This is a genomic window from Paraburkholderia phenoliruptrix (assembly GCF_019511605.1).
In the GTDB taxonomy this organism is placed as follows: domain Bacteria; phylum Pseudomonadota; class Gammaproteobacteria; order Burkholderiales; family Burkholderiaceae; genus Paraburkholderia; species Paraburkholderia phenoliruptrix_A.
Genome location: NZ_JAEUAV010000032.1, coordinates 51,011 through 73,694 on the forward strand (window position 1 = coordinate 51,011; position 22,684 = coordinate 73,694).

A 22,684-nucleotide genomic window follows, 5' to 3' on the forward strand; every position below is an offset into this window, starting at 1 on the left:
GGTTAGAAGCTGAAGTTGACGTTGGTTTGATCGGTAGTCAAGACATTGACTGCCGACTGCTGGGTCGCACCGGTCACGCTGGTGGCCTGCGCGGTGTACTGACCCGCGACGCCCGCCACAGGCGCGAGCGAGACCGGCAGCGTACCCGAATACGTGCCGACGACGGGCGCGGCCGCCGGCAGGTTCATCGCATAGGCGCCGGTATCCAGATTGGCGTTCGCGCTGGTGATTTCGTAGTTGACGCCGCTCACCGACTGCAACGCCCGCACGATACCCTGCGCGCTCACGGGCAGAACCGTGCCGCTTGCAACGTGCATGGTGGAGGCCGGCAGCGTGATCGGCGCAGCCGAGGTAGACACCACGGTCGATGCGTTCACAACGACCGGCACGGAACGCACCACGCCCGTCGCCACGTTGTTCTGCACGATCACAATGTCGTAGTTGCCGCTCGTGGAGCTCTGCTCGAGCGGTGTCAGCACGAACTGTCCGCTGCTGTCCGCCACGGTGCCCTTGATGATGCGACCGTTCTGCTCGGCATACACCGCAGCGCCCGCTTCCGCAGGCGCGACGTAGCCAGAGATCGTGCCGCTCACCACCGTGGGCGTGGCCGTCACGACCGGCTTCAGACTGTATGAGCCGTTGCCTTTCTGCACGATGGACTTGCAGGCGTCGAAGTCGAGCACGAGGTCAACCAGGGTATTCGCCTGCACGGTGAAAGGCCGGATGATCTTGTAGCCGCTTTGCGTGGCGCTCGGCGTGTCGAGGCCCTGCTCGCTGCCGCCTGTCGGGACAACAGAGTTGGCCAGCGCGTTGCCCTGGTTCTGCGCGAGCACGAGGCGGATCTGCTGATACTGGCCGGCGGGCAGGGCCGTTTGCCCGAGGTCCGCGAGCACGCCGTTGGTCAGCGAAAGCAGGTCGATTCGTTGCGGCGTCGCCAATGTGACGTCGCGCCAGCCGCTGTCGCCGTCGCCGGCTTGCGCGTTCATGTTCACGCGCACCTTGTTGACCGTCACATAGACATGGTCGAAACCGCACGCGGGAGCGTCGGTCATCTGGACTCGCAGCGTGCCGGTCGGCGTACTGCCGCCGTCGCCGCCACCGCCTCCGCAGGCCGTTAGCGCAAGCGGGAGTGCAAGGACGCACGTGAGCGTTTTAAACAGGGTTTTCATGGGGAATCCCTCCTTCATCGTTGTTGTGGCCTGAAGGATATGGAAATTCCCTGTAAGGAGATCGTGCAATTTGCAACGACTGGTAACCCCGTCCGATTTGACATTCTTTGCCATATCAGGGGAGACTTGTACCCGTAACTTGCATATCATGCTTTACAAAGGTGCTAAAAGCCGGCGCGAATCCTTTAGCCGGTCCGCATAAACCCGGGGCAATTGGCTATTTGCCACGGGTGGTCTAAGGTTTAGTTGCTCTTCGTTACACAACAAGAACGAACGTTGCGAGGTGGGACATGCTCACACTGATCGACCAGGAGATCGCGCACCTTGCGCGGGTGATGCGCGCGTCAATGGCTGGGGACCTCGCGGGGCCGATCCTGCCGGGCGCTTACTGGCGCGAGCGGCTTCATCAACTGCTGGATTCGCAGCACTTGACCAATGCGCAATTGCGTTCTATTGACGTGCTTCTGCTGCAACTGGACGAACTCGAAGCCCAAGCCGCAAATAACAGCGCTCATGGCGTTGCAATCGGCACTAGCTAATGGGCTGCAATACGGCACAATAAGGAGCGGAAATCCTCAAACGCAAATTTTGAGGCGTGCGGCATCGCGCAATTGCGGTTGCCAACGTCGTCGGTTTTGCGCTTTCTTAACCTTGAGCCACCAGTTTCAGAGGAGATGGCTAATGAGCAAATCCCGTCTATTTCTCGCATCGACAATTGCCGCGAGTCTTCTCGTATCGTCGCTAGCATTTGCTCAGCCGCCGCAAGGCAACCCAGGGCATGGCGGAGGCCATGGGCAGGGACCGGACAAAGGCAAGGGACCGAACGGTCACGGGCATAAGCAGATGCCGCCCGGACACAGCCCCGATGGCCCGGGCAACTCGGCAAACGCGCCGGGACATTGGCGCAAGGGCGACCGCCTGCCTCCCGAATACCGCGACCGTCAATACGTGATCGACGACTGGCGTGCGTACCGGCTCGCTCCGCCGCCGCGCGGTTACTCGTGGGTCGGCATCGGCGGCGACTATCTGATGGTGCAGTTGTCCTCCGGCTTGATCTTGCGCGTCGGGCCGTAAGCGGCGACACCCAGGCGGCCGCCGCGTGCGGTCGCCTTGGCTGTTACGCGCTTGTTCCGCTTGTTCCGCTTCTTCGTTTTGGTGAAAGGCACGGCTTCCTGGCTGCACCCCATCCGGTCGCTGCCGTGCCTTCCTCGCTCCCTCTGTTCTCAGCGACTGCTGCCTGATCGCGGCCCGCTCCCCGCTGCACCGCTAAAGAATCACGCAAACTCCGCCGTTATATCCGTAATGCATAGCAAGCGGGTTGCGACGGCTTGTGCTACCGCGCGCGCCTCGCCGTGACAAGCGCGAAGCAACCGGCGCAACGATTAATTTCCAAAGACAACATCGGCAGCAAGCCGTCATACTCTGTCTCTCCCAGGGTGGAACATTCCTACAGCAGACTAGGAAGTTTCGCCTGACACCTGATCGATGCATGACCGCCGTCGCCAGACGGCCACTTCCGCGTTGCGTCGCACGCGGATCATGTGGAGCGTACTCGCTAAATGAGTTATACCCCTGTCGTTCCGTTCGCCCAGGAGAAGACCGAATCGACCGAGTCGGGCTCCTTCGTGGGCGGCGCGCCGGCGTTTCGGCAACTGGTCCGGATGATCGATCGCGTCGCGCCCACCGATCATCCATTGCTGATTTTCGGGCCGACCGGCTCGGGCAAGGAACTGGTGGCGCGTCGCGTGCACGCGCACAGCCAGCGCCAGGACCAACCTTTCGTCGATGTCAATTGCGGCGCGATTCCCGAGCATCTCGTCGAAGCCGAACTATTCGGGCACGTCAAAGGCGCATTCACGGGCGCCGCCGAAAACCGCCAAGGCCTTTTCCAGCAGGTCGGCAAGGGCACGCTGCTGCTCGATGAAATCGGCGAGTTGCCGCTCGCATTGCAACCCAAGCTGCTGCGTGTACTGGAGACGCGCACGTTTCGCCCGCTCGGCTCGGCGACCAGCCTGCACTTTGCAGGACGCGTCGTAGCCGCGACGCACCGCGACCTGCGCGAGCTCGCGCGCGAGGGACTCTTTCGCGAGGACCTGTTCTATCGCCTCGCGGTATTCGTGCTCGCTGTGCCGGGACTTGAGCAGCGCGTGGAGGACATTCCCGCGCTCGTCAACCACTTCGCGTCACAGCACGCGCGCCGTCTGGAGTTTTCACCGGCGGCGCTGCGGCGGCTCGCGCAGCATCCATGGCCGGGGCACATCCGGCAATTGCGCAATCTCATCAGTCAGCTGAGCGTGCTTGCCGAAAGCGCACACATCGACGTGGATACGCTCGAGCCGTTCCTTGCTAACGAGGCAAGCGGACCGGTATCGCGCGCGAGCCTCGCGGACATGCTGTTGCAACTGGAAGGCCGCGACAAGCTGAGCGCCGCCGAAGATCTGCTGATCGATCGCGCGCTGGAACGCACGAGCGGCAACAAGAGCGCAGCGGCCGCGCTGCTCGGCGTGGGCCGCAAGACCATCGAACGGCGCCTGAAGTCGCGTGAGGAACATCATCGGGAGGCGCGCAAGTGCCTTGAGCATGCGCGGGCGTTGATCGAGGAATCGAATTTCGCCGAGGCCATTCCGCCGCTGCGCCGCTGTCTCGACGTGCTGCAAACGCCGAACGAACACGAAGCCGTGCGCCGCCTGCAGTTCGACGCCTACCGCCTGCTCGGCATGAGCTTGCGCAGCGTGCACGGCTGGCTGTATGCGGAGGCCACCGCGTGCTATGCCGCGGCGCTCGCCATCGGCGAAGGTGTTTGTGCGCCCGCGGAGATCGCTGCGATCCAGTTCGGCATCTGGACCACGCAACTGACTACGCTGCAACTGAAGCAGGCACGCGCGACTGCGCAAAACATGCTGGAGCGCGCGCAGAACGGCGGCGATCGGGTATCGCTCGACGAAGCTCACGTGGCGATGACCAACACGCTGTTCTGGCTGGGCGACAGCGAGGAAGCGCTTGCCTGTCTCGCACGCGGCAATCTGCTCGGCGTGGGGGTCAACGACATTCGCACCGGCTCGCAAGGCATCGACCTCGCAAGTCTCGCCCTCACTTTCGAAGGACTCGCCGCGTATCAGATCGGCGCTTTCGCGCAGGCGCGCCGCGCGATGGAGATGCTGATTCTGCGCGCGTCGGAGCCGGGCGTGCACGCGCTCGCTCACGTCGTCAATCTGCAAGGCGCGGCGTGGCTCGCCGCGCTCTTCGATGACATCGACCGGCTCGGCCGCCTCGCGAGCGAACTGGAATCGGTGTCCATCGCATATGGCTTTGCGTTCTATCGCGGCGTCGGCCAGGTGTTGCGGGCCTGTCATCTCAGCGCGCTCGGCCAAACCGACGAAGCCGAAACTGTCATGCTCGACGGCTACGATAACCATGTCGTGTGCAATGGCGGCGCGCTGTTCTATTCGTTCAAGACGTGGCATCACGGGGAACTGCTGCTGCGTGCCGGACGCGCCAGGGAATGCGAAGCAATGCTGGCCACCGCCATCGACGAAACACTGGCGCGCCAGGAACGCGTCTACCTTGGCAAGCTGCTCGTCACACGGGCACGCGCGCAGTGGGCGCTCGGCGACGTGAACGCGGCGGAGCTGGGCTTGCGCACGGCCCTGTCGACCGCGCTCGCGTTTGGCTCCGTGCCCGCGCGCGTGGAAGCCGCGCGTTATCTCGGGGACCTCTTGCGCTCCACGGGCCGCGTCGCAGAAGCGATCGAGACACTCGAGCGCGGCTTGCGTTCGCTGCCGGTGGATGCAACGCCGCGTGTGGCAGGCACGGCGAAACTGCTGGCTGAACTCCAGCAACAGACTTCTTTCGACAACTACACTCAAGGAATCGTAAATGGCATTTGACCTACGCCCGGAAGATCTGGAACCGCTGTTATTGGGCGCGGCCTTTTTCGGCAGCGGCGGGGGCGGCACGATCGAGTCCGCCCGGCATCTCGCCGCGCATTTCGTGGCCGGCGACTACTACCCGACCGATACGGTCAAGGTGGTCTCCGTCGAAGAAGCCACCGAAGGCGCGGCCGTCATGGTCGCGTATCTCGGCGCGCCCGAAGCGATCAATTCGGCGACCTATCCGCTGGGTCCCGTGACAGCCGTGCAGAACGTGCAGGCGCGGCTCGCCTCGCAGTCGAAGAAGCTCGCCTATGTGATGCCGCCGGAAAGCGGCGCGCTCGGCTTCACAGTCGCGGCGCTGGTCGCGGCGAAGCTCGGCCTTGCGGTGATCGACGCGGACGGCGCCGGCCGCGCCGTGCCCTCGTTGCCGATGCTCACGTTCGCCGCCGCTGAAATCGACCCACGGCCTGCGTTTCTCGTGAGCCAGGGTGGCTTGTGCGTCGAACTCGACGTGACGCCTCGCACCGGCACCTTCGGCGCCCCGACGCATCAGCGCGACGTGTCGGCGATCGTCGAGCAGATGATGCGCCCGGTCGTCGCCGATCCCGAGTTCGGCCAGTTCGGCGGACTCGCGATGTGGGTCATGCAGCCGGCCGACATTGGCCGCGCGACGCCAATTCGCGGCACGCTCACGCGCGCGCTCGACCTCGGCCGCGCGTTGCAGGCAGGCGCCATTGGCAGTGCGCGGCAGATGGCGGACTATCTGGTCGAGCGTTGCGGGCTTGCCGCGCGAGTGGTGTCGGAGCCGGGCGAGCTGGTGTCGGCGGAAGTGGATACGAGCGGCGGCTTTGACGTCGGCAAGATCCGGATTCAGGCGCAACAGCATACCTACACGGTCATGTACCAGAACGAGTCGCTGCTCGTATGGGACAGCGCGTGCCCGCAGCCAATCGTGCTCGCGCCGGACAGCGTCGCATATTACGTGGGCGGCGAAGGCCAGTCTGTCTTCAGCAATGGCGACCTCGTGAACTCCGACGGCTCGCTGAACCCCGTTGTCGGCAAGCGCCCGGTGACGCTCATTGCCTGGCGCGCTGACGCGCAACTGCGCAAGCCCGGCCTGATTCTGGACAGCTTCATGCAACTGCTCAACTCGCTCAACTATCTCGGCCCTTATGTGCCGCTGGAGTCATTGCAGTCGCTTCAATCACTACAATCCGCCCACAAGGGAGACGCATCTTGAACTCGCCGATTCGCATCTGCGTGCTCGTGCCTGTCGCCACGTCGCAGTACAACGAACGCATCCTCAAAGCCATCGCGCCCGTCGTGCCGCCCGACGTGCAGGTCGAGATTCGCAACATCGCAACCGGACACCCCGACATCGAGAACCGCACGAACTGGCTGCAAAACGGCATGCCGGTGGTCGAGCTCGCGCAGGCCATTGCCAACGACGGCTTCGACGGCATCTGGCTGACCGACTTCGACATGTGCGGCGTGGAAGCCGCCCGCGAGGTGATCGACATTCCGATCATCGGCGGCTTTCCGGCTTCGGCGTTCACGGCGCTTGCGCTCAGCCAGCGTTTCTCGATCGTCACGATCCTGCCGAGCACGCTCGCCATGCAGCGCGGCCATCCGCAGACGTATGGCATTCAGGACACGTTCGCGTCGATTCGCGCAATCAATTGTCCGGTCGCGCAGCTCGACGACATGGACGTCGTGATCATCCGCACTTTCGACGCCGCGTTGAAGGCAATCAAGGAAGACGGCGCGCAATCCATTCTGCTCGGCTGCACGGGTTTCGTGGATGTCGCTAGCCGTGTCTCCCGAATGCTCAGCGACGAGATGGGCAGCTATGTTCCGGTGATCGATCCGAACCAGGCCGGCTTCAGCTTTCTCGTGTCGCTCGTGCGCATGCAGGTGCGCCCAAGCCGGCTGACGTACAGCAAGGTCAGCCTGCAGTCGTAGGTCTTCCGGTCGGGCCGTCCCAGGTTCTTCCGGGGCGGCCCGGCTTTCCGGGTTCTTCCCGGCTATTCCCGGTTATTTCAAGCCCCTCCCAGTTATTCCGGTTCGTCCGGCCTGGCGCCCGCTCGCCTCGCCGACCCTCTGCCGCGTGGCCGCTCGTGCCCCGGTGCTTTATGCCCTTACCCAGTTCGCCCGTCTTGTCCGGTTCGGACGAAAACGCCCCTCTACGCGCCTTGCCTCGCCACATGGACGAAACCGTCCACTTTCAGCACCCTACCTGGACGGGATTGACCAGGATCGCATAAGTCCGCCACCCGGTTTGCTCGCGCAGACGCCGTCTCGACATATGGCATGGCCCTTGCTTTTATGAGCGCTCGCAGCGTTGAGCCCAACCGCTGTGACCGAATTTGTCCGAAACACCGGGAGCCGGGAGACCAAACAGGAATCGTGTGCCGCACTGTGTTCGAGCTTCGGCGTCTGGACCGCACGACGCCGCTCATCGAACCATCGCCATTCATGAACGCGACGAGTCGATTAGTTATACGAACGAGTGCAGAGCACCGACCACACCGCCGATTGCGTGTCGTCGGCATAAGACTGAGAGAGGGCTGTGCTGTAGCAGTGACAGTGCTGGATCGTGGCAAGAGAACGCGTCCATAGAGAAGCGGCTTGCCATGCAACGCACTGAATAGCGGAAAATCCTTTGGCTATGTACCAGACGATCCGCTGCGGGGTTGGTCTGGCCGCCGTTGCATGCCCTCGGGGGGCGGCAACGGCGGCTCGTCCGTTGTAGTGAGCGCACATGAACAAGCTGCAAGACCAGTTCTACGCGGCGTCAGATCGTCAGCGACGCCGCGAGCAGACCAGACTGGCTACTCACGGGGGTTCAAGCATGCATCACCACATACTGGAGAACGAGCTCGTTCATCTGGAGCGCGTGATCTCATCTGTGTCGCAAAAGCCTTTCCCGCCTACCTATTGGCGCGAACGGGTCGAAAACCTCAAAACCTCGCCGCAGGCGACGATGTATCACCAGCGCATTGCCCGCCTGTCACGCCTCGTCGCGGAACTCGCGGAGCTAACCGAATAACCCGGTCCAGGCTCGCTCTGTCATGTCAGCGTGGCGCCACCCGCGTGTCACGCGCCTTGCCGGCCACCAGCAGCACGATGGTGGCAATGCAGAACATCGCGCCTGCATGAAAAGCGGTGGCAGCGCCCAGCCGGTCCCACAACTCACCGGCGATCACGCTCGAAAACAGAGTGGCGATCCCGCTCAGCAAGTTGAAAAAGCCAAACGCTGTGCCGCGAAGTTGCGCCGGCGCGGTGTGCGAAACCATGGTGGCGAGCAGCCCTTGGGTCATGCCCATATGCAAGCCCCACAATGCGACGCCGAGCAGCACGCTGCCCCAGTGGTTGCCATGTGCGAGCACGAGGTCCGCGACGATCAGCACGACAAGGCCCGCAATCAGCAGCCTCGTGTGACTCGTCGTGTCGGCGAGCTTGCCGAACGGATAGGCCGACAGCGAATACACGATATTCATCGCCACCATCACGAGCGGAACCCACGCGACAGGCACACCGCTGCCCATCGCCCGCAACACGAGAAACGCTTCGCTAAAGCGCGCGAGTGCAAACACGCCGCCAATGGCGACAACCCACCAGTAGTTCGCACCCAGCTTCTTCAGGTTCTCCAACCGGATCGGATTGACCCGCTTCGCGCCGGGCGCGCGCGCCGGCTCGTGGATGCCGACGCTCAGCAGCGCGACGGCCAGCACGCCTGGTATGACGGCAAGCCAGAATGCGAGACGAAAGTTATCGGCCCACACCGACATGATGAGAACCGCGCACAGCGGCCCCAGCACCGCGCCGATGGTATCGAGCGACTGGCGCAACCCGAACGCGGCGCCCCGCAGATGAACCGGCGTGACGTCGGCAACCAGCGCATCGCGCGGCGCTCCGCGAATTCCCTTGCCGATGCGGTCGATCACGCGCGCGCCCACGACGACGCCGACCGTCGGTGCAGTCGCGAAGAGCGGCTTGCTCAACGCGCCCAATGCATAGCCTGTCACCGCGAGCCACTTCCGGTTGCCGAGATAATCGCTGAGCGCGCCGGAGAACACCTTCACGATGGGCGCCGTTGCTTCGGCAATGCCTTCTATCAGGCCGATGGTCGCGGCGCTCGCGCCCAGGCTCACCATCAGGAACATCGGCAGAAGGCTATGGATGATCTCCGACGAGACGTCCATCAGCAGACTCACGCACCCTAGCACCCACACACTGCGCGGAATGCTTTCGAGCACGCTGATTCGGGATCGGACTCGCATCTGTGTGTTCCGTTTGCGAAAGAGTCGGGCATTGAACCGGCATGCGTTAAACCAGCAGCCAGATCAGCAAGCGCACGACCTAGGCGAGAGCCGCGCGAGAGTCAGACGAGACCCGCATAAAACTCTGGCAAAACCACGGCAAGACCCACGCGCCAATCACTCCTGGCACTGCACGTCCTGCCTCGGCACCGCGATCAGCACGGGATAAGTGCCGTGGTCGAGTTCGACGCGCGCCACCACGGCAGTCAGCGAACTGTCGATCTGATCGTACACGCTGACCTGTTCGCGCCGCAGCGTGGTGATGCCGGTACATGCGGACGCACGCCCCTCGTCGGAAATCCGGCACTGGATCGGATTGTCGGCGAGGTAGCGATACTGGTCGCGCGGGGGCGTAGCCAGGTATTCCCGCACGCTCTGCTCGGACCCGCCCACGCCGGTCACTTTTCCGATCGCGCATTGCAGTGCGCCGGTATCGCCGTTAGTGGATGTTTGAGCGTTAGCGGCCGCACTGGCCGCGACGGCTGCGGCAAGGGTCAATGCAAGGTGGTATCTCATCGCGCAGGTCACGTTTGTCGGACTGAAGTGGGCAATTGTAAAGGCAGCTTGCCCGACCGGCTCGCCAACGCGCCGCGTGTCGCGTCAGTGGAGAATGTCCTGGATGCGATAGTAGGCGCCAACGAGCGGCAGCATCCAGCGGCGCGCGGCATGCGCGGGCACTGGCGGCCAGGGCAGCGCACGCCACGGATTGGCCCCGGCGCGCCCCTCCATGACGTCTGCCATCACACGTCCCATATGGGTGGACATCTGCACGCCGTGCCCGCTGTAACCCATGGAGTAGTAGAGCCCGTCATGCTGTCCGGCGCGCGGAAGGCGGTCCACCGTCATGTCGACGAGACCGCCCCAGCAATAGTCGATTCGCGTGCCGTGCAACTCCGGAAAGTACCTGGCGAGGTTGGCCTGCAGCACCTGGCCGCTTTTTGCATCCGAGCGCGGATCGGACATCGCGAATCGCGCGCGCCCGCCCCAAAGCAGCCGGTTGTCCGGCGTCACGCGAAAGTAGTTGCCGATATTCAACGAGGTCACATAGTTGCGACGATGCGGAAAAAGCGCGTCGAGCCGCGTTTGCGAAAGCGGCTCCGTGACCACGATGAAACTGCCGACAGGCGCCATTCGTTGCTGGAACCACTGCAACGGCCCTTGCCGCGATGGTCCGGTTGCCACCAGCACCTTGTCGGCCCGAATCACACCGCGCGTCGATGTGATCTCGTAGCGGCCGCCGTCCATGCGCTTCGTCCGCGTCACGGCGGCGTTCTCGAAGATGCGCGCGCCGTGCCGCGCCGCGCTTTGCGCGAGGCCCACGCCGAACTTGCCCATATGCATCTGCGCCCCGTTACGCTGCAACAGGCCGCCGTGAAACGCATCGGAGCCCACTTCGCTGCGCGTGCGCGCCGGCTCGATCAGTTCGATATCCTGATCGACTTCGCGATGCAGTACTTCGTAGGTCCGCGCAAGCTTGTCGAAGTGCTTCGGCTTTGCCGCGAGTTTGAGCTTGCCGCAACGCACGAAATCGCAGTCTATCCGGTGCTGCGTCACGATCGCCTCCACCGTCTGCACCGCGCTCTCATATGCGCGATAAAAGCCACGGGCCTGCTCGAGTCCCACACTTGCAGCAAGCGCGGCGAAGTCTTGCGCGACGCCGGTATTGCACTGCCCGCCGTTTCTTCCCGAGGCCTGGCCGGCAATCCGGCCGGCTTCGAGCAGCGTGACGGACACGCGGCGGGTAGCGAGTTCCAGCGCAGCCGACAGGCCGGTGAAGCCGCCCCCGATCACGACCACATCGCTGTGCCCTTCAACAGGCCCTTGCGCACCGTCCCTGAATTCGGGAGCTGTGTCCAGCCAGTACGAATCTAGCTTCATTGTCTTTGCGGTTCAATGCCAACACGGAGACCGGCCTGCGCGCGAGGTGTTCGCGAGAAGCCGGTCAGCGCAACGCTCGACACGCTAAAGCGCCCAGGTCAGGCAGACCACCATGCGTACTCGGCAAACGAAAAGCCCATCATGCCGCCGGTGGGAATCGAGCCGACGCCTTTCAGGCGCTTGTCGTTGGCATCCAGAAGACTGATGAACGCGGGTATGCCTATGCCGCTCTCGTCTGCAACCAGCGCCTGCATGTCGGCGTACATCTGCTTGCGCTTGGCGTCGTCGGTCTCGGCGCGCGCGTTGACGAGCAACTGATCGAACTTCGGGTCCTTCCACGCGGACTCGTTCCATGGCGCGTCCGATTTGAAGAACTGCGTGAACAGTACATCGGCGCTCGGGCGCGGATTGATGTTGCCAAAGCCAAGCGGATGCTTCATCCAGTGATTCGACCAATAGCCGTCGGCCGGCACGCGATTCACGCTCAGATTCACACCGATCTTCGAGGCCGTCTGCTGGATCAACTGCGCCATTTCGATAGAGCCGTTCGCGTCGGTGGTCGCGTAGATCGGCGGCAATGCGGCAGTGCCGACCGCGCCTGCCTTCTGCAGGTAGAACTTCGCCTTGTCGAGATCGAATTTGCGCTGCGGCAGCGAAGCATTGAAGTACCGATGCCCTGGCGGAATCGGCTGATCGTTGCCGATCACCGCGTAGCCGAGAAACACCGCCGAACGGATCTGTTCGCGGTCGAACAGGTACTTCATGCCTTTCACGAAATCGGGGTTGCCCGTCAGCGCATTGTCGCGGCGCATGATCAGGTCCGTGTACAGGCCCGACTTCGTTTCCTTGATCTCGTAACCCGGCGTCGCGGCGATGCGCCGCGTGGCACGCGGGTCGACGGAGTTGATCAGATGCACATCGCCCGCAAGCAGCGCGCTCACCCGCGCGGCGTTGTCGCTGATGCCGATGAGCTCGATCTGGTCGAGGTACGGCTGTCCCGGCTTCCAGTAGTTGTCATTGCGCACGCCGACGGTACCCGCGCCCGGCCTGAAACTTTTCAGCTTGTATGGTCCCGTTCCGATTGCGGAGTTGAAGTTGGTCGTGCCGTCCTTGACGATGACGAGCTGCGGCGTGGCGAGGATCACCGGCAGATCGGCGTTCGGCACTTGCAGCGTCAGCGTCACTTCGTTCGGCCCGCTTGCCGTCACGCTCGCGAACTGATCGGCAAGCGTCTTCACGCGCGAGGCGGTTTGCGGATTCTTGTGACGCATCAGCGAATAGACCACGTCCGCCGGCACAAGCGGCTTACCGTCGTGAAAGGTCACGCCGCGGCGCAGCTTGATGATCCAGGTTTTCGCATCGGTGCTGGACACCGATTCGGCGATGTTCATGCGCGGCGTCAGGCTCTCGTCGAGTTGCGTGAGGCCGCTGTAAAACATGAAGAAGCGGATATAGTCGCTGCCCGTCGAACCCGCTGCGGGATCGAGCGTATCCGATACCGAACTCGTGTCGCACGCGACGCGGATGCTGCCGCCCTTCCTGGGCACCTCGGCGGCAAGCGCGCCCGGTGCAGCCGTGAGCAGCCCTGCGCCGGCGGCCATCATGCCGGTTCCCGCGAGCATGCGCATCATGTCGCGGCGGCTGATGCCGCGGTTAATCGTATCGTCGTTCACGTCAATTGGCTCCGCAGATGTTTAATGATCTAAGCAACGTTCCGTACGCGGCGGGAAGATTTCCCAAGTCTCGTTAGCAGCATCGTATGCCGGCATGGACTGCAAAAAGCGCCGACAAAAAAAGGCCGACGGCATAAACAAACTGTTCTTTTGCCGCTAACGCGTCAATTTGTATGGTCGCCGCCTGGGAGCTCTGGAGCGTGCCTGTTGCGGGCTATGCGAGGCGGCCGCCGAGGCGCCGCCTTCGTGTGATGACAAATGCGACTAGGGCCGCGCGTCAGAACCGTGTGCGCAAGCCCACCATTACGCTTCGGCCACCTTCGGGTGCGATGTCGCGCACCACCGAACTCGCATAGCGGATGTCCTGGTTGGTCAGGTTATCGCCGCGTAGATAGGCTAGCCAGTCGGTCGCGCCGACGCGGAACTTGTAGGTGAGAAGCAAGCCGAGCTTCGTATAGGTAGCCGTCGGCAGATCGTTCTCGGGTACGCGGTGCTGGCCCCACGCGTGTTGCAGTTCGGCGCGCGCACCGAATGGACCATAGCCGTAGTCGACAGCCACTGTGGCGCGCAGCGGCGAAATACGCGGCAGCGGCTGGTCGTTGTCCATATTGCGCGCATGCGTGTAGTCGCCAGTGAACTCCACGTCCACCTGGTGCGGGCCTTTCTGAAAAACGCGCCACTTGCCGTCCAGTTCGATGCCGTAGAACTCCGCGCGCACGCCGCGATATACGGCTTCGTTCAACGCATCGTCAGTGCCGGGCGCGACGACCTGGTCGGAGTCGTCCACCAGGCGGCCTGTGTTGAACTCGGTCAGATAATTTTTGAAGCGGCTGTAAAACACGCCGACACTGCCCTTGTTGGGGCCGCTCGCGAACCGCAGCGACAGATCGGTCGACACGGCCTTTTCTTTCTGCGCATCCGGTTCGCCTATCAGGTACTGACCTGTGGCGTCGTGCGGACCGTTGGCATACAACTCGTACAGCGCGGGCGCGCGCTCGGTGTAGCCGACGTTGCCCGCCACGGACCACAGCGGCGTCAACTTGTAGAGCGCACCGAGCGATGCGCTCACCGCGTTGAAGTCGCGGTCGCGCGCGCTCGCGAACTTGTCGTTGCCGGCCGCCGTCGGCTGTTGTTTGACGTGCTCGTAGCGAAGGCCCGCGCTCAGCTTGAACGCATCGGTCACGTTCCACTCTTCGAGGCCGAACAGCGCGACGTTCGTGGTTTGCGTGGTCGGCACGAGTGTCTCGTCGCCCAGAGCAGAGAAGGTGTTCTGGCTGAGTTGAACGCCGAGCGCGCCCTCGAACGGACCCATCTTGCGATGCCGCGCCTCGATGCGTGCCTCGTATCCATGATTGCGGAACGTCGTGCTGGTCTCGCCGTTGTCGATTTCCTTGTGCTGGTAGTCCGTATAACCGAAGTCGAATTTGAGTTGCGAGAACGGTCCGCGCAGGTTGCGCACTTCGGATGCGAACGCTACGTGGTCCTGGCGCATGCGCAGCCGCACGTCGTCCTCGGCGACCGAGCCGTAGTTCGCTTCGTAGCCGTTGTACGACAGGCCCGCGTAACCGTCGGCCCATGTGTAGGCGCCGCCGAGCGCTCCGCCATGCCAGCGGCCGTCGCTATTCGGCAGGCTGCCGTAGGCCTCGTCCGCGTCGGGACCGTCGAGCGCGCGCTGGCGGTCCGAATGCGCGAAGCCGGGAATGCGCTCCTTGCTCGTTTCGCGATCGAATGCGTCGACGTGAAAGGCGAATTGCCCGTTGCCGCCTTCCACCTGAGCCGCGCCCGCCCGCGCGTCGTTCGCGCCGCCATAGCTCGCATCCACGCCGCCGGTCAGCCCCTTGATCGGCTCGCGCGGAATGCGGTTGTCGATGGTGTTCACCACGCCGCCGATTGCATTGCCGCCGTACAGCAGCGCCGCCGGTCCGCGCACGATCTCGACACGCTCGACGGTGAGCGGCTCTTGCGGAACTGCGTGATCGTAGGACAACGACGACGCGTCCCACGCGGCGACGCCGTTTTGCAGAAGTCGGATCCGGTCGCCGTCCATGCCGCGAATGATGGGTCGCCCCACCATCGGACCATAAGTCGTGGTGGACACGCCGGGCAGGCCGTTTAGCGTCTCGCCGAGCGAGTTGGTCTGACGGCGCGTGAGCGCGTCGCCGTACAGCGCGGTTGCGGGAGCGATCAGGTCGCTGTCGCCCAACGGATTCGCGGTGACGAACACCGGCGCAAGGGAACCCTCTCGCGTCGGGGTCGCATTCTGGGCCGGAACCGGATTAGCGGACTGCGCATGGGCCAATGCGGCAACCAGCGCAAGAGAAAGCGGCGACAGCCGAAGCGCGCGCATGCTTGTGCGTCGAATGCGTCGAGAGTTTTTGTTCACGGTCATTTTGGGATTCGCTTGCACACCGGGACCGCCATTAACGCAACGTTATAACGTTGCGTTTCATGAGCGGACGATTCCGGGCCGACATTGAGCGATGGGACGTGCGGCGCAACAGCGGGCGACTCGTCCTGCTCAAAGCGAGCGAATGATATAACGTAACATTTGTTACGTAAACTGACAGCGAACAAACGATGCACACCAAACCGCTCGAAAGCAGACGAGCGTCACCAGCCGCGGCGGCGACGCTCCAGCCCTGGCACCGCGCGTGACTTACTTCGCAGCAGAAACAGCGCTCGCCCTCGCGAGAGCCACGGCCTGGTCGCATGCAGCCTGCCGCGCCGCGCGGTCGACCTCCGCTCCCAACAGCGTCTTCTCGACGATGATCGATTCGACATCCGTCACGCCGACCGAACGCAGCCACGCCTCCATGAACGGCCGCTGATAATCGAACGAATGCGCGGGTGTGATCGAGTCGATCGAATAATCGAGACCGCGCGCGTAGATCACCACGGCGTTCTTGCCGCGCAGCAGGCCGGTCAGCCCTCGCTCGTCGAACGAGAAGAGCACGTTTCGTTGCGATACCACGTCGATGAAGTGCTTGAGCTTGTACGGAATCGAGAAATTCCACAGCGGCACCGAAAACAGCAGCGTGTCGGCGTCGTGCAAGCGCTGCGCGAGTTGACGAATCCGGGACCACGCCTGCTGCTGGGCTTCGCTGAGGGACGCGCCGCTCAGGTCGGCGTACTTGGCCTCGAGCGTGTCGCCGTCGAACTCCGGCAATTCGGTCGACCACAAATCGAGCACGTCGATTCGAGGTTCGGGATGCACTTCCCAATAGGTGTCCAGATAAACGTGCGCCACTTCGAGCGACGCGGAGCGCGTCTTACGCGGTGACGATTCGACATGCAGCAGGGTCGGCATCAGATTGCTCCACTCGGTTTTGGGGTGGAGCAATCACAACATATTTCAAAGAGAAATTTAAACGAAGTATAGTGAGCCGATTCAGTCAGATTCGCACTGAATCCGCCAACTCGAGGAGAGCGTGCTGTGTTCGATACTGTCCTGTTGCGTTCATTCGTGGCGGTCGTGAAGGAAGGCGGCTTCACGCATGCCGCCGCCCGTTTGAATCTGACGCAGTCGGCGGTGAGCGCGCATGTGCGGCGCCTCGAAAACCAGATCGGCCGCGAATTGCTGGCGCGCACCACGCGCTCGGTCGCGCTCACCGCTGACGGCGAGTTGCTGCTCGGCTACGCGCGCGCGATCCTTGCGCTCAATCAGGATGCGCAGGCGCAACTGTCGCGCGAGCCCAGCCAGGGCGAGGTTCGTGTCGGCCTTTCCGAGGACCTTTCCAACGTGCGGCTGATGAACGTGATGCAGGCGTTTGCCGTGCGCTATCCGCGCATCGCTTTCAGTGTGCGCGTCGGCATTCCCGCCGATCTACTGGTCGCAATGGATCAGGGCGAACTCGACGTGGTGATCGGCGGCCGCTGCGACGGTGGGCGTGCCGGGCAGGTACTGTGGCGCGAGCCTTTGGTGTGGGTGGGCGCGGAATGGTCTTCGCTTGCGCGGGGCGCGCCCGTACCGCTCGCGCTGTTCCCCGAACCTTGCCCCTATCGCGAAGCGGCGCTCGCCGCTCTCGCGCGCGGCGGCGTGGAATACCGGATCGCGCTCGTGGGCTCGAGCGTCGCCGGTTTGCGGGCAGCGGCGCAAGCCGGCTTCGCGGTCACGCCGATGGTCCACACGCAACTTGTGAACGGCTTGCGCGTGATGCCGCCCGATGCGGGTCTGCCCGCGCTTCCGGACGTCGAATTCACGATGTTCGCTGCGGGCGGTCCCTCGCCCCGCATCGCCGATGAACTGGGCAGCGCGATCGTGCAGGCATTCGCGCACAAGGCGGATGCGGCCGATGCACGCAGGGCGCAAGCAAACGGGTAACAGTCATACCAGCATAAACGCCTGGCTGGTTGCGCGAGTGGACAGTGCTTACGATTGGAGCGTGTCAAGGTCGAGCGCACCACCCGACCGCCACCATCCACCCTCCACCACCGCCCTGGACCGATCATGAAGCGCTTTCACATTGCACTGGCTGTTGCCAATCTCGACGACTCCATTGCCGACTACAGCCGGCGCCTCGGACAACCGCCGTCCGCCATCGTGCCGGGCAAGTACGCGATGTGGCGCACGGATCTGCTTAACTTTTCGATTAACGAAACACCGGCGCAGGCGGGCCAGTTGCGCCATGTCGGATTCGAGGACGACAGCGCTGCGGCGTATTCGAGCAGCGTCGACGTCAACGGCCTCGAGTGGGAGCTTTTTTCCGCCGCGGAACAGGACGCGCGAATCGTCAGCACCTATGGCAAGGCGGTGCGTTCCACGCCACTTTAGGCGGAACTGTCACGCGTGCTGGCGGCGCGGCTTCGCGCGCTCGACGAGTTCGAACGCCGCCATGCCGCCTAGCATCGCGGCGACAAACACCCAGGCTTTTGGAAAACCCGCGCCCAATGCGACAAGAGCAGGGCCCGGACAAAACCCGGCCAGCCCCCAGCCGATGCCGAATAGCGCGCTGCCCACAATCAGCCTCGTGCTCACAGCGGAACTCGCGGGGATTTGCATGGGCAGGCCGAGCAGCGATTTAGTGCGGCGTCTGGCCAACCAGAACGCGACCACGCCGACGGCCAACGCGCCGCCCATGACAAAAGCGAGCGACGGGTCCCACTTTCCGGCGAGATCGAGAAAGCCGAGCACTTTCGCCGGATTGGCCATACCCGAGATCATCAGGCCGACACCGAACAGTAGCCCGGAAAGCAACGCAGTCAGTTTCGCCACGTCAGCCTCCGAGCACATGTCGATAGACGAAGACCGTCAGGAAGCCGGCCACCATGAAGGTGGCCGTGGCGACCACCGAACGCAGCGAACCGCGCGCGATTCCGCAGACGCCATGTCCGCTCGTGCAGCCGCTCGCGTAGCGCGTACCCAGGCCGACGAGAAAGCCGGCCACGAGCAACTGTCCCCAGCCCGCGCCAATGTCGAGCACGAGCGATTCGCCCAGCAAATGCGCAAGCACCGGCGCAGCAACCAGCCCCGCCAGAAATGCGACGCGCCACGCCGTATCGCTGCGCTGTGAACCGAACAAAGCGCTCACGAGGCCACCCAGAATGCCGCTAATACCGGCAATTCGCCCGTTGAAAAGGACGAGCACCGCGACGGCGACCCCGATTGCGAGGCCGCCGGTCAGCGACCAGCCGGGCGTGAAATTAGCGATATCGATCGACACGTGGCCTCCAATTGTTCCGCGATTGTGCCACTTTGGCCAACGCATGCGCCAATCGATTCAAACCGGCATCGCATCACGCGTATGCACGCGTGCCGCTCGCCGGTTTATGCGTCGGACCGCGGCCGCGCGAGCAGCACAGGAGTACGGGCAAGGCGCGCTGTGCGGGCCGCGACGCTGCCGAGCAGCCAGCGTGCGACGCCGCGTCGTCCATGCGTGCCCAGCACCAGCAGGTCCGCGTGCCACCGTTCGGCATCGCGCACGATGGCGTGCGAGACGTCGTCGCTGACAGGCTCGGTTTTGACGAGCGCGGTCTCCGCCGTATTGCCGAGCGTTTCGAAGACGCTTCTTGCTCTCGCCATAGCCGCCTCGCCTTCTTCGATGAAAGCCTCTTCGAGCACGTGGATCGGCACGAAATCGGTCAACCGCACTGCACGGTCGACCACATAGATCGCGCGCAAACGCGAATCCGGCCGGGCGAGCCGACAACCGGCGTGCAGCGCATCCAGCGACGCCACGCTGCCGTCGAGAGCAAAGAGAATCCGCTGGGGCGAAGGCCCGATGTCGGCCTCATAGCCGGCAGGCACGATGAGTATCGAACACAGCGCGCGCGTAGTGACGAACTCGGACACGGTGCCCTCCACCCAGCGCATCATGCCGTGATGCTGACGCGCGCCGAGCACCAGCAGATCTGCGCCCCATTGTGCCGCCGCATCGATCAGCGCGTTCGCCGTGTAACCGCCCTGCCTTGCAATCTCGATCACGCCCGATTCGACCTCGATGCCCGCGTCCGCGAACATCTTTTTCGCACGCGCCACGGCTTGTGCGGCGTCGCGCGCGAGTTCGGTTCGCGCGAGCTGCAACTCCGCGTCCGTCATCGATCCGAGCGGCAACAGCACGCGAGGGTTTTCCGCCACGCTCACAATGCGGATCAGCGCGCCGGGCAGCGTCATGTGGCATACGTAGTCCGCTGCGCGCGCCGATTCCGGCGAAGCGTCCACGGCAATGAGAATCCGCCTGATGGCGGCGGCGCCGTCGGCGCCGCGCTCGCTTGAACTCATAATGCTGTCTCCATGCGGTTCGGCTGGCGCGCTTGCGCCGCCCGTCGTTTTTCAAATGCCCGGCATTACCTGATACGGCTCAGTGTGGTCTTCGATCCGCTTGACGCCCGGTATGCTTTGCGCCGCGACGCGAACCGCATCCACCGCCTCGGCCGACTGAAACACGCCCCACAGATGCACGACGCCATCGGTCACGACAATGTTGCGGCCAGCAAAAGCCCACTTGCGGCCCGCCAGTTCGCCCATCAGCAGCGCGCGGATTTCGGCGTCCGAAAGCGTGGACTTCGAAACCGGTTCATCCGGCACGCTCGCGAGCGCCTGCACGAGATTCGCACGGCTAACGATGCCGACGAGCCGTCCCGCTTCCGTCACGGGCACACGCTTGATGCCGCGCGTCTCGAGGATACCGGCCACCTCGCCGAGCAGCGTGTCGGGCTCGACGGTGATCACGTCCGTGGTCATGACATCGCTCACTTTGGTGCCATGCGTTTTCACGTAGTCGCGCGCCTCGTGGCTTGCGGACCAGAAGTCCAGCCACGACACGCGCCTGCGCTCGTCGGTGCCTATTTCGCTGCGCCGCAGGAGATCGCCCTCGCTGATCATGCCGACGACGCTGCCGTCCGGATCGAGCACCGGCGCCCCGCTGATACGTTTTTCGACAAACAGCCTCGCGACCTCGCGAATGGTCATGTCGGGTGTGACCGAGATGACGTTGCCGGTCATGACATCAGATGCGCGCATGGCAAGCCTCCTGAGTGATTAGGTGATGGTGTGATTCCAGATTAGGACGGCGCCGCCTGCCCCCGCTTGACCTGGATCATGCGGAAGGACCTTGCACGCAACCGTGGTCCCGGCGCTGCAACCGCGCGCCGTCGGCGAGCGTCCTGGCTGACTCATGTCAATTCGTTCGAGTGCACGGAGCAGATACTGATTGCGGTCCAACCATCGTCTGGAGAAGCTCATGGCTCACATGATGAAAGCCGCCGTGGTTCGCGAATTCGGTGCGCCGCTGCATATCGAGGAAGTCGCCGTGCCACGGCCTGGCCGCGGTCAGATTCTCGTCAACGTGAAGGCGTCGGGTGTCTGTCACACCGACCTGCACGCCGCCGACGGCGACTGGCCGGTCAAGCCGTCATTGCCGTTCATTCCCGGCCACGAAGGCGTGGGCTATGTCGCCGCAGTGGGCGAAGGCGTCGCGCATGTCAAGGAAGGCGATCGCGTCGGCGTGCCGTGGCTCTATACCGCGTGCGGTCACTGCGAACATTGCCTCGGCGGTTGGGAAACGCTGTGCAACGAGCAGCAGAACACGGGTTACTCGGTCAACGGCGGGTATGCCGAGTATGTGCTGGCGGACCCGAACTATGTCGGCCATCTGCCGGCGTCCGTTTCGTTCGAAGACATCGCGCCGATTCTGTGCGCCGGTGTGACCGTCTACAAAGGCATTCGCGTGACGGACACGCGGCCGGGTCAATGGATCACCATTTCGGGAATCGGCGGCCTCGGCCATGTCGCGGTTCAATATGCGATTGCGATGGGCCTGCGCGTCGCAGCCGTCGACATTGCGGAGGACAAACTCGCTCTTGCGCGCGAACTCGGCGCGGAACTCACGTTCAATGCGCTGGAGTGCGACCCGGCCGCCGCGATTCAGAAGGAAATTGGCGGCACTCACGGCGTGCTCGTGACCGCCGTGTCGCGCAGCGCGTTTGCGCAGGCGCTAGGCATGGTACGGCGTGGCGGCACGGTCGCGCTGAACGGCTTGCCGCCTGGCGACTTTCCGCTGCCGATCTTTTCCACGGTGCTCAACGGCATTACCGTGCGCGGCTCGATTGTCGGCACCCGCAGGGACTTGCAGGAATCGCTCGACTTTGCCGCGCAAGGCCGCGTTCGGGCGCGGATTCATCTCGACCGGCTCGAGAACATCAACCATGTTTTCGAGGAACTGAAGAACGGCCGCGTGGACGGCCGTGTGGTGCTGAAACTCGACTAGCCGCCGCGCGCTCGCGGCCGCCATGACGCTGGGTTCGCCGTTGCAAGGCGGCTGATCCAGATCAATCCGCGCATGGCCTGGCCTGACAGAGTGACAACAGGCAATTCACGCACCCGTGCGGTCGATCCCGGCATGACGGTAGCACGGCAGACGGCGGTATGGTCGTCGACGAAGATGAACTGGAACGCGGCGCGAGCGCGAAAGCGAAAGCGAAAGCGAAAGAGAGCGCAGATCGCGCCGCGCTAACCAGCTTTGATCAAGCGGGGGCATTTTGTCAGGAGAACCACGATGCGTCTCACTATCCACCTCCACACGTTCGATCGCGTCCACCCCATGGCATTCGCCATTCTCTGGCTCGATCTGGACACGCGGCAATGGTCTCGCGAAGGCCATCTTGGTCTCGAACTCCCCGAATGGGGCACGTTGCAAATGGACTGCGGCAACACGCTGGTGTGCTCGCCCGAAGACGGTGCGCCGGTCTGCGTGCTCGAAGGTCTCGACCTGAACGACTGCAACAGACGCTTTGAAGGCGAAACCGGGCGCGCGCAGTGGTGCGCCGAACGCGCCCGGACGCTGATGACGGGCCACTGGCACGTGCAATGTATCGACAACGAACAGGCGCAGGCCGAACACCGCCTGTTTGCCGCCGGCGACGAATCGGAAAGCGTCTGAACCCCGTGCGCGCGGCGCGTGCCGCGCGCACCTGGACTACCTCAGTCTCTGTCATTGGCTCCGGGATTGAGCAGCAGCACGAACGCTGCGACTCCGGCGACCATAGCTGCGAACCCGTATCGCACGAAGCCGCTGTTGTCGAACAGCAGTCCGTCGATGGCCAGGGACAACCCGGCAAGAGACACAAACACGGCAACCACTGCAACGACGATCCGGTATTCGGCGCGTACCATGATTTTCTCCTGGCCGCTCGCGCGGCAGCAGCATCCATATTTTCCAGGCGGGCGTGCATCACCCAAGCTCATGATCCGTGCTTTGCCGGCGCCGCGATTGACTGATGTCAACGACGTCCGCCACGCGGATGCCGATCAGCTGGCGCGGTATTTGCATTGT

22 protein-coding genes are annotated in these 22,684 nt (G+C 63.6%); 10 read left to right on the forward strand and 12 right to left on the reverse strand.

Annotated elements, in window-relative coordinates; translation table 11 throughout:
• Positions 1-2: 2 nt before the first annotated feature.
• Positions 3-1,169 carry a DUF4382 domain-containing protein gene (locus tag JNB89_RS27945; RefSeq protein WP_220364354.1) on the reverse strand — a complete coding sequence of 389 codons (1,167 nt, stop codon included), beginning with the start codon at positions 1,167-1,169 and terminating at the stop codon, positions 3-5.
• A 290-nt stretch (positions 1,170-1,459) separates the two neighbouring features.
• On the opposite strand from JNB89_RS27945, the gene JNB89_RS27950 reads away from it, so the two are divergent.
• The 6 genes from JNB89_RS27950 to JNB89_RS27975 all read left to right on the forward strand — a co-directional run bounded on the left by JNB89_RS27950 (position 1,460) and on the right by JNB89_RS27975 (position 8,090).
• Positions 1,460-1,708 carry a hypothetical protein gene (locus JNB89_RS27950; RefSeq protein ID WP_013341933.1) on the forward strand — a complete coding sequence of 83 codons (249 nt, stop codon included), beginning with the start codon at positions 1,460-1,462 and terminating at the stop codon, positions 1,706-1,708.
• 142 nt (positions 1,709-1,850) lie between these two features.
• Positions 1,851-2,243, forward strand: a complete 393-nt coding sequence (locus JNB89_RS27955) for an RcnB family protein (RefSeq protein WP_220364355.1) — start codon at positions 1,851-1,853, stop codon at positions 2,241-2,243.
• A 485-nt stretch (positions 2,244-2,728) separates the two neighbouring features.
• The gene (locus JNB89_RS27960; protein WP_220364356.1) at positions 2,729-5,056 is read left to right on the forward strand and encodes a sigma 54-interacting transcriptional regulator; all 2,328 of its coding nucleotides are present in this window, start codon (positions 2,729-2,731) and stop codon (positions 5,054-5,056) included.
• Complete coding sequence (locus JNB89_RS27965) at positions 5,046-6,281, forward strand: DUF917 domain-containing protein (protein ID WP_220364357.1); 1,236 nt, start codon at positions 5,046-5,048, stop codon at positions 6,279-6,281. Before JNB89_RS27960 ends, JNB89_RS27965 begins: the two co-directional genes overlap by 11 nt.
• Positions 6,278-7,003, forward strand: a complete 726-nt coding sequence (locus JNB89_RS27970; RefSeq protein ID WP_013341937.1) for an aspartate/glutamate racemase family protein — start codon at positions 6,278-6,280, stop codon at positions 7,001-7,003. The genes JNB89_RS27965 and JNB89_RS27970 overlap by 4 nt, the downstream gene beginning before the upstream one ends.
• Positions 7,004-7,802: 799 nt before the next feature.
• Positions 7,803-8,090 carry a hypothetical protein gene (locus JNB89_RS27975; protein WP_223216878.1) on the forward strand — a complete coding sequence of 96 codons (288 nt, stop codon included), beginning with the start codon at positions 7,803-7,805 and terminating at the stop codon, positions 8,088-8,090.
• 25 nt (positions 8,091-8,115) lie between these two features.
• On the opposite strand, the gene JNB89_RS27980 is transcribed toward JNB89_RS27975, so the two are convergent.
• From JNB89_RS27980 to JNB89_RS28005, 6 genes are all read right to left on the reverse strand, one after another.
• Complete coding sequence (locus JNB89_RS27980; protein WP_220364358.1) at positions 8,116-9,324, reverse strand: MFS transporter; 1,209 nt, start codon at positions 9,322-9,324, stop codon at positions 8,116-8,118.
• A gap of 156 nt (positions 9,325-9,480) precedes the next feature.
• On the reverse strand, positions 9,481-9,879 hold the full coding sequence (locus tag JNB89_RS27985) for a hypothetical protein (protein WP_013341940.1): 399 nt from the start codon (positions 9,877-9,879) through the stop codon (positions 9,481-9,483).
• Positions 9,880-9,963: 84 nt separating this feature from the next.
• Complete coding sequence (locus JNB89_RS27990; RefSeq protein ID WP_013341941.1) at positions 9,964-11,241, reverse strand: NAD(P)/FAD-dependent oxidoreductase; 1,278 nt, start codon at positions 11,239-11,241, stop codon at positions 9,964-9,966.
• Positions 11,242-11,339: 98 nt separating this feature from the next.
• Entirely contained in the window at positions 11,340-12,914 is a 1,575-nt protein-coding gene (locus JNB89_RS27995; protein WP_431026609.1) for an ABC transporter substrate-binding protein, read from the reverse strand.
• A gap of 277 nt (positions 12,915-13,191) precedes the next feature.
• On the reverse strand, positions 13,192-15,261 hold the full coding sequence (locus tag JNB89_RS28000; RefSeq protein WP_220364359.1) for a TonB-dependent receptor: 2,070 nt from the start codon (positions 15,259-15,261) through the stop codon (positions 13,192-13,194).
• Positions 15,262-15,570: 309 nt separating this feature from the next.
• Entirely contained in the window at positions 15,571-16,221 is a 651-nt protein-coding gene (locus JNB89_RS28005) for an FMN-dependent NADH-azoreductase (RefSeq protein WP_135895661.1), read from the reverse strand.
• A gap of 126 nt (positions 16,222-16,347) precedes the next feature.
• On the opposite strand from JNB89_RS28005, the gene JNB89_RS28010 reads away from it, so the two are divergent.
• On the forward strand, positions 16,348-17,235 hold the full coding sequence (locus JNB89_RS28010) for a LysR substrate-binding domain-containing protein (protein ID WP_135895662.1): 888 nt from the start codon (positions 16,348-16,350) through the stop codon (positions 17,233-17,235).
• A gap of 126 nt (positions 17,236-17,361) precedes the next feature.
• Entirely contained in the window at positions 17,362-17,685 is a 324-nt protein-coding gene (locus JNB89_RS28015) for a hypothetical protein (RefSeq protein WP_013341946.1), read from the forward strand.
• Between the two features lie 9 nt (positions 17,686-17,694).
• Here the strand turns inward: JNB89_RS28015 and JNB89_RS28020 are convergent, their stop codons facing one another.
• From JNB89_RS28020 to JNB89_RS28035, 4 genes are all read right to left on the reverse strand, one after another.
• Positions 17,695-18,126, reverse strand: a complete 432-nt coding sequence (locus tag JNB89_RS28020; protein WP_220364360.1) for a DUF6691 family protein — start codon at positions 18,124-18,126, stop codon at positions 17,695-17,697.
• A gap of 1 nt (position 18,127) precedes the next feature.
• On the reverse strand, positions 18,128-18,574 hold the full coding sequence (locus JNB89_RS28025; RefSeq protein WP_220364361.1) for a YeeE/YedE family protein: 447 nt from the start codon (positions 18,572-18,574) through the stop codon (positions 18,128-18,130).
• A gap of 104 nt (positions 18,575-18,678) precedes the next feature.
• Positions 18,679-19,632, reverse strand: coding sequence for a universal stress protein (locus JNB89_RS28030; RefSeq protein ID WP_220364362.1), 954 nt, complete (start codon positions 19,630-19,632; stop codon positions 18,679-18,681).
• A gap of 51 nt (positions 19,633-19,683) precedes the next feature.
• On the reverse strand, positions 19,684-20,373 hold the full coding sequence (locus tag JNB89_RS28035; RefSeq protein ID WP_220364363.1) for a CBS domain-containing protein: 690 nt from the start codon (positions 20,371-20,373) through the stop codon (positions 19,684-19,686).
• A 220-nt stretch (positions 20,374-20,593) separates the two neighbouring features.
• On the opposite strand from JNB89_RS28035, the gene adhP reads away from it, so the two are divergent.
• Entirely contained in the window at positions 20,594-21,619 is a 1,026-nt protein-coding gene (adhP, locus tag JNB89_RS28040) for an alcohol dehydrogenase AdhP (protein ID WP_220364364.1), read from the forward strand.
• Positions 21,620-21,907: 288 nt separating this feature from the next.
• A complete protein-coding gene (locus JNB89_RS28045; RefSeq protein WP_013341952.1) occupies positions 21,908-22,291 on the forward strand; it encodes a DUF3564 domain-containing protein in 384 nt (127 codons plus the stop codon).
• Positions 22,292-22,332: 41 nt separating this feature from the next.
• Here the strand turns inward: JNB89_RS28045 and JNB89_RS28050 are convergent, their stop codons facing one another.
• Positions 22,333-22,524 carry a DUF2964 family protein gene (locus JNB89_RS28050; protein ID WP_135895666.1) on the reverse strand — a complete coding sequence of 64 codons (192 nt, stop codon included), beginning with the start codon at positions 22,522-22,524 and terminating at the stop codon, positions 22,333-22,335.
• Between the last annotated feature and the right edge of the window lie 160 nt (positions 22,525-22,684).